We start from the raw sequence: 16,197 nt of genomic DNA on the forward strand, positions 1-16,197 counted from the left end.
TAACTGATTAACCAAATGTATACAATAGTTCGTCCAAACGGTTAGTGGTTTCTTTGGCATTCATAATAACCTCTACTGACGCAAACGCAGATTCTTTCGGATGAAACTGTTTTGAATTCTCCCTCATCTGTTGAAGTAGTTCGCCATTATTCAATAATCCTGATAAATGATGAACTAAATCTCGATCGGTTTCCGCTTGAACGGCAACCCCAGAATGAACGAGAAATTTTGCGTTATCCTGTTCCTGACCAGGAATGGGTTTATAAAGAAGCATGGGCAATTCCATCGCAATCGCTTCAAAAGTAGTCACTCCTCCTGGTTTTGTAATCATAAGATCGGAAATGGCCATTAACTCATGCACATAATCAATATAACCAGTGAGAAGAATATGATGTTTGGAATCCTTTAGCTTCTCCTGTATTTGCAAACGAAGTTTTTCATTATGTCCACAAATAATAATTAATTGAATCGGCTTTGATAATGCATCAATCTCCTGTATGGTAGAATTTCCATCCCCAATCATGCCACAACCGCCACCCATCACTAATAAAGTAGGTATGTGGGGATCTAAACCGAATTTCTCATAAATTTCCTCTCGTCGATAGGATTGAGAAAATGGCTGTCGAATCGGTATCCCTGTTTGAGCGATTTGATTCTCTTCCACGCCTAATGTGATGAGTGAATCGCGGACAATTCTTGAACCGACAATATATTGATCCGTAAAAGGATAAATCCAGCAGCTATGATCTGTATGATCCGTTATGGTGGTAACGCTAGGAATATCGGTTAATCCTAAGGATTTTACCTTTGACATGACAGCTGCAGCCAAAGGAAATGTACTTACAACGACCGTTGGCTGTACTTCTTCAATCAATTTAAGCATCCGGCCGACTCCTGTAGATAATATAGTCTTCATTACATTGGACAATTTGTTTACTTTTCTTGTTTTTTGATAAATATAGCCATAAAAACTAGGAAATTTTTTCACTCCCTGAAGGTATATAAAGCGGCTTAACTGATTGGAATAAGGATGAACCCATTCCATAAAATCGAAAATCACAGGTTCTAATGATGGGTATCTTATTTGGATCGCATCATTTAGGGCTTGGGCTACTTGAATATGACCATCTCCGTAATTTCCCGTAAGGATTAAAACTTTCTCCTTATTCACTACTTTCATTTTTCTCCACTCCTTTAAATGGTGTTATTTCTATCTAAGGGTTTCGAATGCCCTCATTAACACGTGCTTCCCCACGTAAAAATGGCTAAATAGTGAAAGTATTCTCGGTAACAGACACTATGGATTGTTTTGGTAATAACAACCATCCATTCACGACGTCTACCATTTTATATAAACCATTCACTAATAAAATTGCGGCAACCACATCCAAAATCACATGTTGTTTTATAAATAATGTGGCAAGGATAATAGATGTTGAGAAACATACAATAATCCATCTGATCCACTTGTTTAAGTGCGGATGGTTTCGAACAGTTCGTATCATTAGATAACTACTCAAGACATGAATACTTGGAAAGCAATTGTAAGGTTGATCAATTTGATAAACATACTGCAACAGTTGTGAAAGAACATCATGCCCAATAATCTCAGGGCGTAAAGGTCCCACTGTTTGATAAAAATAATAAATGAGAAGACAAATCAGTAATCCCAAGTCAAAAACGAGAATCGTTTTAAAGGCAAGTGCAGGATCTTTAAAACAGAAATAAATCAATGTTATCGTTACGTAACCAACCCAGGCTACGTATGGAATCACAAACCATTTCACAACAGGAATGGCTTTATCTAAACTTGTAACAAGTGTATGAACACCGCGACTGGGTGTATTTAAATATGGATAAATCAACATAATCGCTGGTATACTTAGCAAAAAACAAAGCATGCCAACAATTTTCCATTTTTTATTCATCTCCGATTTCCTCCTCGTTCTCTCTGTATGTATGTTACAAAAAACTTCTTAAGGAAAAATACCGTTCCTTCTGAAGATTTTCTTAATTGTTAAAGGAAATCTTCAGAAAATCTTCAGAAATTCTATTATCTTTTCTTAAGAGGAATAGAGTAAACTTTTAGGCATTAGAAAGGAGAGGTTTAGATGTCGCAAGAAACCATTCTAATCATTGATGATGAAAAAGAAATACGAGATTTAATCGGGATCTATCTTACGAATGAGGGATATAACGTTCTAAAAGCAGCAGATGGATTGGAGGGGTTAAATTACCTGGAAGAAAACACGGTTCATTTGGTCGTTTTAGACATCATGATGCCGCGGTTAGATGGGATTCAAGCATGCATGAAAATTAGAGAAAACCGGAATGTTCCTATTATTATGCTATCTGCTAAATCACAGGATATGGATAAGATCATGGGATTAACAACGGGAGCGGATGATTATGTCACAAAACCGTTTCAACCTTTGGAATTAGTGGCAAGAATAAAATCGCAGCTCCGCCGTTACCTTCGTTTTAATCAGATGGATGGGAATTCTAACCAACAGATGGAAGTAATTTCGATAGATGACCTATTAATCAATATCTCTACACATGAGGTCACAGTGGATGGAAAAGACATAAAGTTAACACCAAGGGAATTTGCCATCTTAGAACTTTTGGCCCGGAATCCTGGCGTCGTGTTTAGTACGGAAAAAATCTACGAACGAGTCTGGAATGAACCATTTTATGAATCTGAAAACACCGTAATGGTTCACATCCGGAATCTTCGTGAGAAGCTTGAAACAAACCCGCGAACACCAAGGTATATAAAGACCGTTTGGGGGGTTGGTTATAAAATTGAACAATAAGAAAAGGACGCCCCTCTTCATTCCGAGTGGAAACTACTTAGATAAACTTTTCCATTTAATAAAGACAAGTCTAAGAATTAAGGTAATCATCGGGTTTACTGTTTGTATTTTTGTTTCTACGCTTGTCGGATTGGCCGCAAGCCCCTTTTTTGTTAGTGAGGATCGCAGACTTGATTTTACCGAAGGGGTTCTAACTATTGATGAAAGTGCACAAGATTTAGTCAGACAATTCAACCAAATGAATCAAGATATAAAGGGACTCGTTATCGAATTAGGGGATGAGGAACCTGCCTTTAAAAATCAGTTCCTTAACCGTTCCATATCATCCTTAAAAGGAAATGAGGAATGGATCAATGTTCCAAACGGACATGGTTCGATTTATCATTTAACAAAAAATGAATTAATCCACTATTTAATCAATACGTCTACAAAACGAAACAATATCAAGGCACTCATAACAAATTCATATGGAAAGGTCCTATTTAAGTCCAAAGGAGTAAGTGAAACAGAGGTCGATATTCAAAGTGTAAGGACAAATGCAAAAAAGACACTTGTCGGAAAAGATCATAATGAACATCCCACTGTTACAAGGCTATACCCGATAACCCTTGATAGAGGTAAGAACTATTTAATTGTCTCGGGAGTCCCTAAATCCACAGCTGTTTATATAAAAGAAACCGGTGTTACGCCTTATTTACTTGGACTTGTTACGTTTATTCTCTGTTTTTATTTGATCACCAAACGGAAAATGAAAGAAATTGAGGAAATCGCTTTAGGATTAATGGAAATAGCAAAGGGAAATTTACATTATCGGATTCGGGAGAAAAGCAGCGATGAAGTGGGGTCGCTTGCAACCAATATCAATTACATGGCATCTGAATTAAACGAAATGATTGAAAGACAGAGACAGACAGAAAAGTTAAAGGATGAGTTGATCACCAATGTTTCCCATGATTTACGGACGCCGCTAACTTCTATTATGGGGTATTTGAGACTAGTAAAAGACCATCAATTCAACACCCAAGCTCAATTAGATGAATACATTGATATTGCCTACGGAAAATCCGAACAATTAAAAAAGTTAGTTGAGGATCTTTTTGACTTTACACGGTTAACGTATCAAGGTGTACAGCTTAAGAAAGAAAAAGTGAGTCTAAATCAAATGATTAGACAGTTAATCGACGAACTTGACCCTATTGCAAATGATCACCATGTTATGTTTAGCGTCGATCTCCCAAAAGAACAAATCTTGATGGATGTCGACCCGAATCAAATCGTGCGAGCATTGGAAAATGTGTTAACCAACGCAATTAAATATAGTACGCCCCCTGGCGACATTCATGTGCAAATGTACAAAAACAAACATTCTGTCCAGATTTCTGTCTCAAACCCATGCGAATCTCTGTCTGAAGAAGAGGTTACCAGATTATTTGATCGCTTCTATCGAGTAGATACCTCTCGTTCTTCCAACAAGTCTGGAGCCGGATTAGGATTGGCCATCACCAAAAGTATCATCGAGCTTCATCACGGTACCATCCATGTCGATTATAAAAATCAAGTGATTAAACTAACTATAAATTTGCCTTTTCACGTAGCGAATTAGTTAAAGAGGGCCGTCTAGTATGACGGCCCTTTCTTTTGCATGAAATTCACTTCCAACTACTCATGATTGGCTGGCTGTTTTTTGCCTGGCCTGCATGGGATAACCCGTAAATATCTTCTATCGTTCTTAATAAATTATAGTGATTAACATTTTCATTGTATACTTCTGGTTTTACCATCGGCCCCACAAAGAAGGTTGGAATTATATTTTTGTTCGAACCCTCATCTTCATCCCAGGTAACGATCAAAAGGCTATTATGTGTGTTTGCCCATTGAACATACGGATCAATGTTATCTTTTAACCATTGATCGGCATCTTGGATCGTACCATCGTGCATGTCATAATCAAGATTTGGTATGACAAATGAGACGGTTGGTAAGGTAGAAAAATCCTTTGGGAAATTTTTAAATGGTTGATTAGACTCCTTAGGTACATTCGTAAAGTTTGCCCAAGGATTGTGCTTCCGGGCATACCCATTTCCAGCAGACTCCTTATCATAACCGACAGAAGGTTGTCCCTCTGAATACCCCTTAAAGGAGTAATTCTTCTCAATTAATTCACTCGCTAAGTTAGCTGCGGAAAATTTCGATTTTGGCATCTTATCATCCGTTACCCCTTGATTGGACCCTGAAAATAAAGCCAAATAATTGGGCTGACTAGGATGTTGGATCGCATGATAATTGGTAAAATTAGCGCCCTGCTTCATTAATGAATTCATATAGGGTGCGGATGAGTTATTTTCAATCTGACTTTTAGAATGGTTTTCCTCAACGACGATTAAAATATGATCAATTTTCGGAAGGTTCGCTTTTTCTTCCTCTTTATGTACAGTCTTTTTTTGAGTAGTTTGATTCTTTGGCTCATTTTGATTACAAGCAGTCAATAACAGCATGATTCCAACAAACAAAAACTTCCAGTTCTTCCTCAATGATATCTGCATCTCCTTTCAGCTTAAAAAAGAATCGTACCCGTGGATCCTCTTATCTATATTCTAATATACCCAAGCCGGCAATCCAAAACTTGCCTGCCAGAATGAGATGATAATAAGTACCTAACGAGACTATATTTTTAAAACAAAAAAGCTGTACCAATGACTATCGAGAGCATTAGTACAGCTTCCTTATTTCTTTGATACGTATTGTGCTAACCTCGGATAAATCCACCTTCTGAATTTATAATTTGACCCGTTATCCATTTTGCTTCATCACTAGCAAGAAAAGCGATTGTTTGTGCGACATCATCCGGTAACCCAATCCGCCCCATTGGAAATTTAGGCAGTAGCTGCTCTCTTATTTCGTCCGTCATCCAAGTGGAATCTGTTGGTCCGGGGTTTACTGCATTCACCGTAATTCCTAACGGGGCAAGTTCTTGAGAAAGAGACCTGGTAAAGGCTGATATAGCACCTTTAGTTGCTGCATAAGCTAGCTCCCCAGGCATTGGTCCTAAATCTTGTCCCGATGTTAAATTAATGATCCTACCTGTATCTAAATCCGATTTTTCAAAACGGCGCGCAAATTCCACACAAAGTAGAAAAGTAGATCGTATATTTACAGCATAATGGTTATCAAGTGTTTGAGGATTAAGATGTAAATACCCATCACTCTTTGAATGGGCCGCATTATTTATCAAGATGGAAGGAAAACCTAATTTCGTTTCCACTGAATCAAGGATCTCATAGGCAGCATTCGCGTTTGATAAATCAATATTTAAGCCTTCACAACGGACGCCCATATTAGTTATCGTTTGTTGGAATTCTTCAATCCAAGCAGAATCAGCATTCCAATAAGTAAAAAAAATAGTTAAACCCTGTGAAGCGAATTTTCTACAAATGGCTGTCCCTATATCTTGTGGACTACTTGCTCCTGTGACGAGTGCAATGTTATTAGAAATTTGTCTCTTATTCTCCATTAGAGCTGTCGAGTCTCCAATTTAAATCCTTCGACGATCACATCTTCATCGATTTCGATTAACAGGCACCGTTTGCCATTGTAAGTAATATATTGCATATTTTTCAATTCCTTCGGGCTAATCGAAAGATCTGCCACCTTGGTATTAATCTTAATGGCTTTTGGAAGGATATTGGTGGCTTTTATTTCATGTTTTTCATCGTCTACCACACTTTTAAAGGCATGTTCTACTTTGGCAGTATCGACATCCTCCACCCCACTGATTTCTAAAATGTGTTCAATATCCCGTGAATCCAGCATAGGCGATTCACTTTCATCGCGGTCTTCACTTTCTTCGTACTCTTGGACAATCTTATCGATTTCTTCATAGACATTCGAGATGACCCTGGAATCCACTTCGTCACCCATCACGATTTTTAAGATTTGTTCGAAGCTGTCCTTATCCTCCACCGCGGTAATAATTTCTTCGCAGTTGAGAACTTGTTCGATAAAGGAATCATCTGGTTGATTCACTTTTCCGCCGTAATAGAGAATGTGGTTCACATCTGCAGCATTTTCATTAAAGACAGGAAACAGAAACCCAGATAACGGAGCAGTTAAATTAATAATCGGATCAACGGCGTTATTCGACTTGAATTCTTTCTCGATATAATCAAACAGCAAAGCTTTTTTAGGCTGATCGGTTTTATTAAGACTGCAAAGGATAAACTCACTGGAATAAACTTCATCATCCCCGCCTTGTTCCGATTCTAAATCTCGTTTCTTTGTTGCCATCCGGTATTCACCACGGATAAATGTGACCACGGTATCAAATTCATAGACAGCATGAGCAAACATTTTTTCGACGATTTGCAGCATGTTCTCTTGCCACTCATCCGGAGAATCTGTTCGTAAGCCTTCGAACAGGATGGTTTGTGTGCTGCCTTCTACATCCCGCCGGAATTTCAGTTCAAATAGTTTGGCATCAAGATGGCCGGAAAGAACTTTTTTAAAGTTTGTTAAAAACAATTCCTGAGCTTCGTGTTCTAGCATTTGAAATGGCTGGCTAATTTGGTGGTAGATTTCACCTGTTTCTTTTTTTACATAAACAGTAAAGATTTCTTTAATTTGCAAAAGATAATTGTCTAGTTTAAATTGTTTTCGGATATTAGCAATGTCTTTTTTATTCATTCGTTTCAACTCCCATTTCTGATTATACTGTTCGCTCGAGAAAATAGTAATACTTGATATTTATTAATTTTACTAATATAAGCACAAAAAAGGCTATTCAAAAAGTCTTTGAGTAACTGACTTTTGAATAGCCTAATTGAAACTAATTTTATTTTATTCTTCTTACGTTAGACCTACTAATGGATTTAGACTCTATCTTGGCCCCTTTCTTTTGAGCTAAGGATCAAAATAATCTTTATAGGATTAAAAACTTCTGTTGTTGTCCATCCTTGTTGTTACTGGTTGGTTATAATTGATCCCTGAATTAGTTGGATCATCTGATGTCACGTTTCCATCTGGAAGGTGTACGTTGACACCACCATCAAAATGGTTATCACCTACATGGTTTTCACGTCGTTTTACAACAACAAGGATTTTCCCTTCTTTAACAAAGCCTTCATAACGGTCTGCCTCTTCTTCAGGAATGCCCATTCCAATTAAAGCGCCTGCTAATCCGCCTGCTCCTGCTCCAACAGCTGCCCCAGTAAGGGTTGCTGCGATTGGTCCAGCAGCTAGAATTGGCCCGACACCTGGTATCGCAAGGGCACCTACACCTGCCAGCAGGCCGACAAGTCCGCCAAGGACACCGCCTGTGGCCGCACCGGCAGCGAGACCTTCTTCCGTCTTCGTACCAGTAGCATCATTAATTCCGTTTACTTCGTCTTTGTTTTTCCCGATTACCGAAATATCCTCAGGTGCATAACCTTGACGTTTTAGATCTTCGACCGCCTGGATGGCCTCATTTTCAGTATCATACACTCCCACCAGGTGCTTTTCATGTTCATACATTGAAATTCCTCCTTTGGACGAGTAGTCTATAGTAAAAATACCCGCAAGGAGGAGGTTTGAAACATTTGTTTATCAAGAAATAAACAAATAAAAAATAAGAAAAAGCCCAAGAAGGCTTTTTCTTATTTTAAGCGATAGTTGCAGCTTACTTTTAATTAATAAAAGCAAGTTGCTCCAATGATGATTAACAAAATGAACAATACAACGATTAATGCAAAGCCGCCGCCGTAACCAAAGCCGCCGCCGCCGTATCCGTAACCTCCGCAGCCGCAGCCGCCACCAAATCCACCAAATCCTCCGTAACCGAACATACATAAAACCCCTTTCAATCCGTATTTTTAATTAATAAAATCCTCCGCCATAACCTCCGCCCATAAAGGACGCACCGATAATAATTAGAAGGATAAATAATACAACCACTAAGGCGAATCCTCCGCCATAACCTGCTCCATCCATATCAAAAACCTCCTTTGCATCTACTCCCTACAAAGTATGATGAAATTCAAAAGGTGTAAGGGCTCTTCCAAATGAAGTTTATCGGCCTTTTTGTATGAAAATACAGTAAATTCAAGGATTGTTGCTCCACAATCTTCTTAAATGAAAGAAGGCCCATTTTAAAAATGAGTAAATGGGCACGGAATTTTATAGTTTGAAAAAAATAGTATGAAGAAACAACAATAAAGGACTAGGCAAATATGATAATCAAAAGTAAGTTGGAATCCGAACACCGGTTGTACCAGCTGCCATCCATGAAATAATTAGGTCTGGATTTTTTAGCCTAAAAAATAAAAAAATGGCATACGGATAACCGTATACCATTAAGGTGTAAAAGATGAGTTCCTGCCACGCCCTTCTACCCAGCATAGTTTTCATTTTCTTCAATAAGTGATACACCATGAATGGCTGCGTTTGTTTGTTGTGCTTGAATCTGGTTCTTTGCGTCTTCCTCACTTGCAGCATTTACGTTCTTATAAAAAATGACTCCGCCTAACTCATATTCAACAGAGAAGGTCTTTTGTTTGGTTTGCTCCATCGTAATCCTTCCTCCTTAAGAGATAATTTGACGAATAGTAGCCTAATTCCGGTAAACCATTATCTAAGTTACTATAATAGCCGTCTTAATTTTCCCCACTTCTCCCCTTATTTATGTTGCCACTTGAAACGAACGACAAGTAAATAACACTTTTATTTTCTAAGGGAGTACTAATAGGAAAGGAAGAATCAATCCATTTTTTCATTTGAGGAAACTGGCAGGAAAAATGAATTTAGATGGAGAAACTTTAAACATTAGTGATTTTTAGGGGAGGTTTTAAAAAATAGCCAAAAATATTGTTATTAGCTAAATCACATTCACAGGAGAAAAATGGACATGAGAGTTAAAGACATAACAGTTAAAAAAAACCTATCTGTAGATGAATTAATCAAGTTTATTGAAACGGCCAATAAATTTGAAAGCGATATAAAAATTAAAAGAGCGAATTTCACAGTCGATGCCAAAAGTATTATTGGTGTCCTCACCATCGTAAGGGCCGGAATTGATGTTACCATCACGACTAAAGGTGATGACGATGAGGAAGCATTGAAGGCAATTATCAATTTATTGCTATAAAAAAGGAACAACCCTTTCTAGGTGATATCTATGTAGGGAGTCAGAGCAATAAAATAGCAGAGGATTCATAGATGAATCAACTCTGCTATTTTTTAATAGGAGGAAAAACTCCCTGTCGAGATCACGACTTGACTTTAATGGCCATTAAGATACTTTCGGATGCAGATCATTCGATTTCCGTCTTTTCCTTAAAATTCGCTTTTCTAGATAGTAAGTAGGAATAATAATCGCAGCCCAAATCGCAAAGTAGTTGAGAACGACAAGGAATGGACTGTTGCTGCCACCATGTCCTTCTTTGCCTCCTCTTCCATCATGATCGAACTTTTCCCCTTGAAAATCTCCGTTCGGTGGATTTTGGTTGGTTGTCCCAGTGCCCCCATTAGTGGATGACTGGCTGCTTTGCTGCATTGGGGCCTTTTCGAATTCCCCCACGTTTGTAGTAGCCGTTGAAGCAAACCACTGAATCCCACCAGCTAAAATGGCAAGGGACAGGACAACTGACGCAAGAACACCCTTCCTAAGTTTGCCTTCCTTCGACTTGAACGCTCTTTTACAAATACTCATGATCCACTGCCAATGAACCCCAATATGAAGTCCTACTAGTGCAAGTGTAGCGTCAGCTGACAGGCCATGGATACCGCGTATCGAATGTCCCCCTTGAATGGCCAGGCTTGGAAAAACAACTCTTGAAATGAGAATGCCAGTTATAATCACTGTTGCCATCGAAATTAATAGAAGGATATTTAAAAGAAAACTAAATCGAGTTTTTTTAGGGAGTTTTGGGTCAAAAATCTTTTTGGTAGTAGTTATCACCCAGCAATAGTTTAATCCGATGTGGAAGAGAATGGCTACTCCTATGATCACACCTGCAATTTCATGAAAGGGTAACCCGTCTAATACTCTTGGATTCATTAGTAACACAAACGTGATCGCCATCATTAAATCGAGTACAATCTTTGTATAATTTTTTTTCAAATTAATTCCTCCATATGAATAAATCATCTAACTGTTTCAGATTTTAGGGGGGAAAGCTTAAGAAACCCTTAACTTATTGTTATAAACTGATCGTTATTTTTGTAACTACTATTGTTCCTATTCCCGTTACTTTATAAATAGTAGATCCAGGCTTTTTTTAAGAGACAAAAAAAGAAGCCTTTTGGCTCCCTCTAGATTAATTAGCTGGTTGTTTGACGGCTTTTACTTCGTATTTCCCAACTTCTGTATTTAAAATATAGTCTGGCTTTGGCTTACCGAGGTTTGCTTTATGGTTGGCGATATGAACATCACTCTTTTCCCATTGTTTCCAGTATTCCTCCGATTCCCAGCGAATCATGACGACGACCTCTTCTTCCCCTTTTCGAACCTTTTTCTCCATGACCGTTAAATCAATAAAGCCTTCCTGTTCTTCAATAATCCCTTTTCCAGCAAACTGTTTGATTACTTGCTCGGCATTTCCTTCTGTCACGGTTACTTTTCTTAATTGTACAAACATACATACATCCCCATTCTTTTTTTTTATCGAAAATGGACAAGAATCAGTCCACTTTTTCCTCACTGCCATCTAGAGAATCTGTCTCAGGTACTGAAGCCTTTTCTTCTTCCGGATGATGAGGCTCTGTTTCCGCTGCTTCTACTTCGTGAAGTTCAAATAATTGCACAAATTCGTTAATGACCATTTCAAGAGCTTTTAATTCGCCGATTAAGATCGGCTTAATCGAATGAAATTCTGGAGCATCGAGTTGACGCTTTAGAGTAGATCGTTTCAAATTCATCATCTCTAAAAAGGCAATCGCTCTACCGCGTCGGAACGTTTTTGCACCACGATGGTGATGATCATGGTCTTTTCGATGATGTTTCCCTCTAGGATGGAAGTCTTTAGTAGAATCCTTATATTCCTCGTTTTTCATAAAAGAAACTCCCTTCGTTGTATACAATCGTATACAAAAGTTATATTTATAACGTATACGATTGTATACACTAAGTCAAATGAATTTTCAAAAATTTTTGGATAATTTTCTTATTTCGATCATTCAACTAAATGAGAATAAAAAAAGCTGCCAAATATGGCAGCTCAACCTCAATCTTATTCGATTAGGATACTTTTTTAATTTGGATCGCTTTTCCTTCTTTACGCCACTTTTTAAATTCAGCGGTTGCTGTAAACAGGACATCCGTTGAAGAGTTTAGGGCCGTTTCAAAAGAATCCTGTAACACCCCGATGATAAAACCGACTCCTACTACTTGCATGGCAACATCGGCTGGAATTCCAAATAAGCTGCACGCCAGTGGTATTAATAATAGGGAACCGCCAGCAACCCCTGAAGCACCACAAGCACATACAGCAGATAAGACACTAAGAATGATTGCTGTAGGAATGTCTACATGGATGTCTAATGTATGAACCGCGGCAAGTGTTAGAACAGAAATCGTAACCGCTGCCCCAGCCATATTAATCGTTGCTCCTAATGGAATCGATACCGAATAAGAATCTTTATCCAATCGCAGGTCTTCACATAATCGCATATTGACGGGAATGTTGGCAGCCGAACTGCGGGTAAAGAATGCAGTAATTGCACTTTCCTTTAAACATTTAAATACAAGTGGATAGGGATTCTGACGGATGTTCACATACACGATGATGGGATTAACTACAAGAGCAACAAAGAGCATACAGCCAATCAATACAGCTAGTAATTTACCATAACTTAATAAAGATCCGATTCCATTTGTGGTAATCGACTCGATTACCAACCCCATAATTCCAAATGGCGCGAATTTGATGACCCAGGTCACCATTTTGGATACTGCATCTGAAAAGTTAACAATCAACGTTTTTGTCGTATCAGAGGCATTTTTTAATGCCATTCCAAGAAGAACTGCCCAAGCTAAAATACCGATATAGTTGGCATTATAGATCGCTTTAACAGGGTTATCCACTACGTTAAACAATAATGTTTTAAGAACTTCGACAACACCGCCTGGAGCCGTTACATCCTCCGCCCCTTTTGCAAGGGAGATACTGACAGGAAAGATAAAACTGACGATCACGGCAATGAATCCAGCTAAAAAGGTTCCTAAAAGATAGAGGATAATAATGGATTTCATGTTCGTTTGGTGACCTTTTTTGTGCTGCGCGATGGCTGACATAACCAAGAAGAGTACCAGTACGGGTGCAATTGCTTTAAGGGCACCTACAAATAAAGAACCAAGGATTGTAATGGGTTTTGCTGTTTCTGGAATGGTGACGGCTAGAATGATACCGATAATCAAACCAATAATAATTTGCTTGACCAGACTAATTTGATTCCATTTTTTGACGACATTTTTCATTGATGGTTCCCCCAATTAGTAGTGTAATTTTCATCAATCCGTTAAGCCGATTTCTCTCTATATATCGGCCTAATCCACTAGCACATCCTTACCTTACGAAGTAAAAGCTGAACGATTTATTATCATTAAGACATAAATGTTCGGGTTTTATAAATGAATTATACTTCTCTTTTTTTACTATTATAATGAACCTATAGATATATTACAATATTATTGTTGATTTAATTATTATGAATTTTATAATTTTAATAAAATAATAAGTAAAACACGAACGTTGGGTCACCGGTGTTTCTCTTCTCTATTAAACGGTATATAGTGAAAAAAAAAGCAAGAGGATGAACAGGAAATCCTGTTGCATTCTCTTGCTTTGTTTTTTCATTTTACTTTACAGCTGTAGGACGTTCCTTGGCTTTGTCTGATCCACCTGCAACTCGGTTGGCTGCTTCTCTGTCTTGGGCCATTTCCTCGACAGTTTTCACTCGAAGTCTTGCAGCACCTTGGTTCTGCCTTGTCGGAATAAGATCTCCTGAGGCAAGCCTTGCTTTTGCTTTTTCAATAGACTCTTTATATTGAGGCAGCCATTTTTCCTGTGCCACTAGCATTTCATCGGTTAGCTGCCAAATTTCCTTCGGATTACATACCGCACCGACAAGTGGATCCATTATCATCGATTGCCGCAGCAGCATGTCATCGCCGTTAACGGCTGCTTCCACAGCAAGTCGCTGAACCGATATACTTACATTACATACCGCTGCACAACCGATTGGAAGGTCACCCACTCTTGGGATGCTAATTCCGTTGCCATCAACATAGCCTGGGGCCTCGATAATCGCATCATCAGGCAGATTGGAAATGACTCCGTTATTCACGACATTGAAATGTCCTCGATAGACTCTGCCCGTTTCTAATCCTTCGACAATATAAGAGCCATGTTCTTCACTACGATTCTCTTGTTTATATTCCAGGGCCGGATCTTTCATCCAGTTCGGAAAGTCGGTTTCAAACCAGTTTCTGCTCTCCGTACAAACTCGTAAATATCCTCCGGTTTCCCCATTAATCCAAACGCCAAGGTCGATCCATTCGGCGATTTCTTCTGGACGTTTCCGGTACCACGGTAAGTATTCGCTTAAATGCCCATTCGACTCTGTGCTGTAATACCCAAATCGTCGAAGCATATCGATTCGAACTTTTTCGGTTTGACTGTAATCGGGATGGTTTTCAAAACCTTCGAGCAGCTTACCGGTCATATCCTCCCCGTTGTGTTTGACTTGAACATACCAGGTTTGATGGTTGATTCCGGCACAAACGATATCCACTTCTTCTTTGGTTAACCCAAGCACATCTGCTATTTGTTTATGGCCATGCTGGACACCATGGCAAAGTCCAATCGTCCGCACTCCGCCATATTTATTGCAAGCCCAAGTCATCATGGCCATTGGATTAGCATAGTTCAAGAGAAGGCAATCCTGTTCTGCTACCTCACGAATATCTTTACAGATGGTAAGCATTTCGGCGATTCCACGCTGACCATACATGATCCCACCTGCACAAAGCGTATCGCCAACACACTGATCAATGCCATATTTTAAGGGAATATCCACATCGGTTTGAAAGGCTTCCAGCCCGCCAATCCTTACCACGGAAAAAATGTACCTTGCATCTCTTAATGCTTCTCGGCGATTAAGGGTGGCTTGAATTTGGATTTCCAACCCGTTTTCATTAATATCACGCTGGCATAGCTCCGTAACCATCTGCAAATTACGCTCATTGATATCCGTGAAAGCCACTTCGATCTGGTTAAATTCTGGTACAGCTAGCAGATCCCGTAATAGCCCTCTTGTAAAACCAATACTCCCAGCTCCAATAAATGCTACTTTAAATGACATCGGCCAACTCTCCTTTAATAATAGATTTATAGAGATTTTACAGTTCCATCGGTGTAAACGTTACCAAAATAGTAACTTCCTTTGACAGCAAAATTATAAAATCCTTACTTGTCAAAATAGACGGACTTATACTCTTTCCCAAGAAGCAAATTCCTTTTTCTGCATCGCTGTTTTTCGATATTCAACGGGCGTCTGGTGTGCATATTTTTTAAAAAGAGAACTGAAATACTGCCTGCTATTAATCCCGATATAATCGGATATTTCAATTAAAGGGATATCCGTTTCGGATAACAACATTTTAGCTTTTTCCATTCTTACAGAGGTAAGGTATTCCATCACTGTTAACCCGGTATGATTTTTAAAAATTCTATGTAGATACCCTGGATGAAGATTCACATCTGCCGCTATATCCTTCATCTGGATCTCACAATCATAATTCTCGTGAATATAAGTAAGCACTTGTTTGACATACACATTTGCTTGCTGCAAAGGTTCATTCACCCTAGTTTCCACCGCTAATCTTGCAATCCGAATTAGTAGCTGGGAGAGCAGAAGATGCACCATTAATAGATTCTCTTTGCCCCTTTCGTCCATCTCCAAAACTAGGTGTTTTAAAACAAAATAAACTTCATTTGGTTCCTTTAAGAGAAGATAAGGCGCATTCATTTTCAATAGACGAGCAAAGGCCTGATCCTCTTCGGCAAAGTCTTTGATGGACGGAAAGAATCCTTTGCGTTCATGAAAACGAAATTCAATATTAAGCATTCGGCAAGGGCTTCCCTTCTCTACGAACAGGCGATGGGTAACTTCAGCATCGATAATGATGAATTCCCCTTTTTTCATATTAAGTGACTCTTCCTCCGTTTCGACACAACAATGGCCTTCGATGACATACATAATTTCGACCTGATTATGAGCATGAAACGGCATGTTATAGTTCTCCCATTGTTTATAATAATAGGCAACAACCTCTGGAAGAAACTCCCCTCGCGTCAACGCGCTCTCGTATAGACTGCTTCTCTTCATTTCGGCCTCCTCTTGGTCAAAC

The 16,197-nt window shown here is 38.8% G+C and carries 18 protein-coding genes; 3 read left to right on the plus strand and 15 right to left on the minus strand.

Annotated elements, in window-relative coordinates; all coding sequences use genetic code 11:
* Positions 1-7 precede the first annotated feature (7 nt).
* Together J7E81_RS12525 and J7E81_RS12530 are read right to left on the minus strand one after the other, a co-directional pair.
* Entirely contained in the window at positions 8-1,180 is a 1,173-nt protein-coding gene (locus tag J7E81_RS12525; protein ID WP_215042527.1) for an MGDG synthase family glycosyltransferase, read from the minus strand.
* Positions 1,181-1,265: 85 nt separating this feature from the next.
* Positions 1,266-1,928, minus strand: coding sequence for a phosphatase PAP2 family protein (locus tag J7E81_RS12530; RefSeq protein WP_215042528.1), 663 nt, complete (start codon positions 1,926-1,928; stop codon positions 1,266-1,268).
* 183 nt (positions 1,929-2,111) lie between these two features.
* Between J7E81_RS12530 and J7E81_RS12535 the strand changes: the two genes are divergently transcribed.
* Both J7E81_RS12535 and J7E81_RS12540 read left to right on the plus strand, forming a co-directional pair.
* The gene (locus J7E81_RS12535) at positions 2,112-2,816 is read left to right on the plus strand and encodes a response regulator transcription factor (protein WP_215042529.1); all 705 of its coding nucleotides are present in this window, start codon (positions 2,112-2,114) and stop codon (positions 2,814-2,816) included.
* Complete coding sequence (locus J7E81_RS12540; RefSeq protein ID WP_215042530.1) at positions 2,806-4,419, plus strand: HAMP domain-containing sensor histidine kinase; 1,614 nt, start codon at positions 2,806-2,808, stop codon at positions 4,417-4,419. The genes J7E81_RS12535 and J7E81_RS12540 overlap by 11 nt, the downstream gene beginning before the upstream one ends.
* Positions 4,420-4,465: 46 nt before the next feature.
* Here J7E81_RS12540 and J7E81_RS12545 read toward each other — a convergent pair whose 3' ends face one another.
* The 7 genes from J7E81_RS12545 to J7E81_RS12575 form a co-directional block, all read right to left on the minus strand.
* Positions 4,466-5,347, minus strand: coding sequence for an alkaline phosphatase family protein (locus J7E81_RS12545; protein WP_251028613.1), 882 nt, complete (start codon positions 5,345-5,347; stop codon positions 4,466-4,468).
* Between the two features lie 215 nt (positions 5,348-5,562).
* On the minus strand, positions 5,563-6,327 hold the full coding sequence (locus J7E81_RS12550) for an SDR family oxidoreductase (protein ID WP_215042531.1): 765 nt from the start codon (positions 6,325-6,327) through the stop codon (positions 5,563-5,565).
* On the minus strand, positions 6,327-7,496 hold the full coding sequence (locus J7E81_RS12555; RefSeq protein ID WP_215042532.1) for a DUF4317 domain-containing protein: 1,170 nt from the start codon (positions 7,494-7,496) through the stop codon (positions 6,327-6,329). Before J7E81_RS12555 ends, J7E81_RS12550 begins: the two co-directional genes overlap by 1 nt.
* A 243-nt stretch (positions 7,497-7,739) precedes the next feature.
* Positions 7,740-8,324 carry a YflT domain-containing protein gene (locus tag J7E81_RS12560; protein ID WP_215042533.1) on the minus strand — a complete coding sequence of 195 codons (585 nt, stop codon included), beginning with the start codon at positions 8,322-8,324 and terminating at the stop codon, positions 7,740-7,742.
* A 155-nt stretch (positions 8,325-8,479) separates the two neighbouring features.
* Positions 8,480-8,635, minus strand: a complete 156-nt coding sequence (locus tag J7E81_RS12565) for a YjcZ family sporulation protein (protein ID WP_215042534.1) — start codon at positions 8,633-8,635, stop codon at positions 8,480-8,482.
* Between the two features lie 31 nt (positions 8,636-8,666).
* The gene (locus J7E81_RS12570) at positions 8,667-8,780 is read right to left on the minus strand and encodes a YjcZ family sporulation protein (protein WP_215042535.1); all 114 of its coding nucleotides are present in this window, start codon (positions 8,778-8,780) and stop codon (positions 8,667-8,669) included.
* A 397-nt stretch (positions 8,781-9,177) separates the two neighbouring features.
* Positions 9,178-9,357 (minus strand): hypothetical protein, encoded by a 180-nt coding sequence (locus tag J7E81_RS12575; RefSeq protein WP_215042536.1) that lies wholly within the window; start codon positions 9,355-9,357, stop codon positions 9,178-9,180.
* Positions 9,358-9,693: 336 nt separating this feature from the next.
* On the opposite strand from J7E81_RS12575, the gene J7E81_RS12580 reads away from it, so the two are divergent.
* A complete protein-coding gene (locus J7E81_RS12580) occupies positions 9,694-9,933 on the plus strand; it encodes an HPr family phosphocarrier protein (RefSeq protein WP_215042537.1) in 240 nt (79 codons plus the stop codon).
* Between the two features lie 144 nt (positions 9,934-10,077).
* Here the strand turns inward: J7E81_RS12580 and J7E81_RS12585 are convergent, their stop codons facing one another.
* The 6 genes from J7E81_RS12585 to J7E81_RS12610 form a co-directional block, all read right to left on the minus strand.
* Entirely contained in the window at positions 10,078-10,908 is an 831-nt protein-coding gene (locus tag J7E81_RS12585) for a DUF4405 domain-containing protein (RefSeq protein ID WP_215042538.1), read from the minus strand.
* Positions 10,909-11,104: 196 nt separating this feature from the next.
* Entirely contained in the window at positions 11,105-11,425 is a 321-nt protein-coding gene (locus tag J7E81_RS12590) for an antibiotic biosynthesis monooxygenase (protein WP_215042539.1), read from the minus strand.
* 43 nt (positions 11,426-11,468) lie between these two features.
* Positions 11,469-11,840, minus strand: coding sequence for a hypothetical protein (locus tag J7E81_RS12595; protein ID WP_251028614.1), 372 nt, complete (start codon positions 11,838-11,840; stop codon positions 11,469-11,471).
* A 184-nt stretch (positions 11,841-12,024) separates the two neighbouring features.
* On the minus strand, positions 12,025-13,263 hold the full coding sequence (gene sstT / locus J7E81_RS12600; protein WP_215042540.1) for a serine/threonine transporter SstT: 1,239 nt from the start codon (positions 13,261-13,263) through the stop codon (positions 12,025-12,027).
* Between the two features lie 380 nt (positions 13,264-13,643).
* Positions 13,644-15,149, minus strand: a complete 1,506-nt coding sequence (gene melA / locus J7E81_RS12605) for an alpha-glucosidase/alpha-galactosidase (RefSeq protein WP_215042541.1) — start codon at positions 15,147-15,149, stop codon at positions 13,644-13,646.
* Between the two features lie 126 nt (positions 15,150-15,275).
* The gene (locus J7E81_RS12610; RefSeq protein WP_215042542.1) at positions 15,276-16,175 is read right to left on the minus strand and encodes a helix-turn-helix transcriptional regulator; all 900 of its coding nucleotides are present in this window, start codon (positions 16,173-16,175) and stop codon (positions 15,276-15,278) included.
* Between the last annotated feature and the right edge of the window lie 22 nt (positions 16,176-16,197).

Origin of the sequence: Bacillus sp. ISL-18, assembly GCF_018613415.1 — a bacterium.
Lineage (GTDB): Bacteria > Bacillota > Bacilli > Bacillales > Cytobacillaceae > Neobacillus.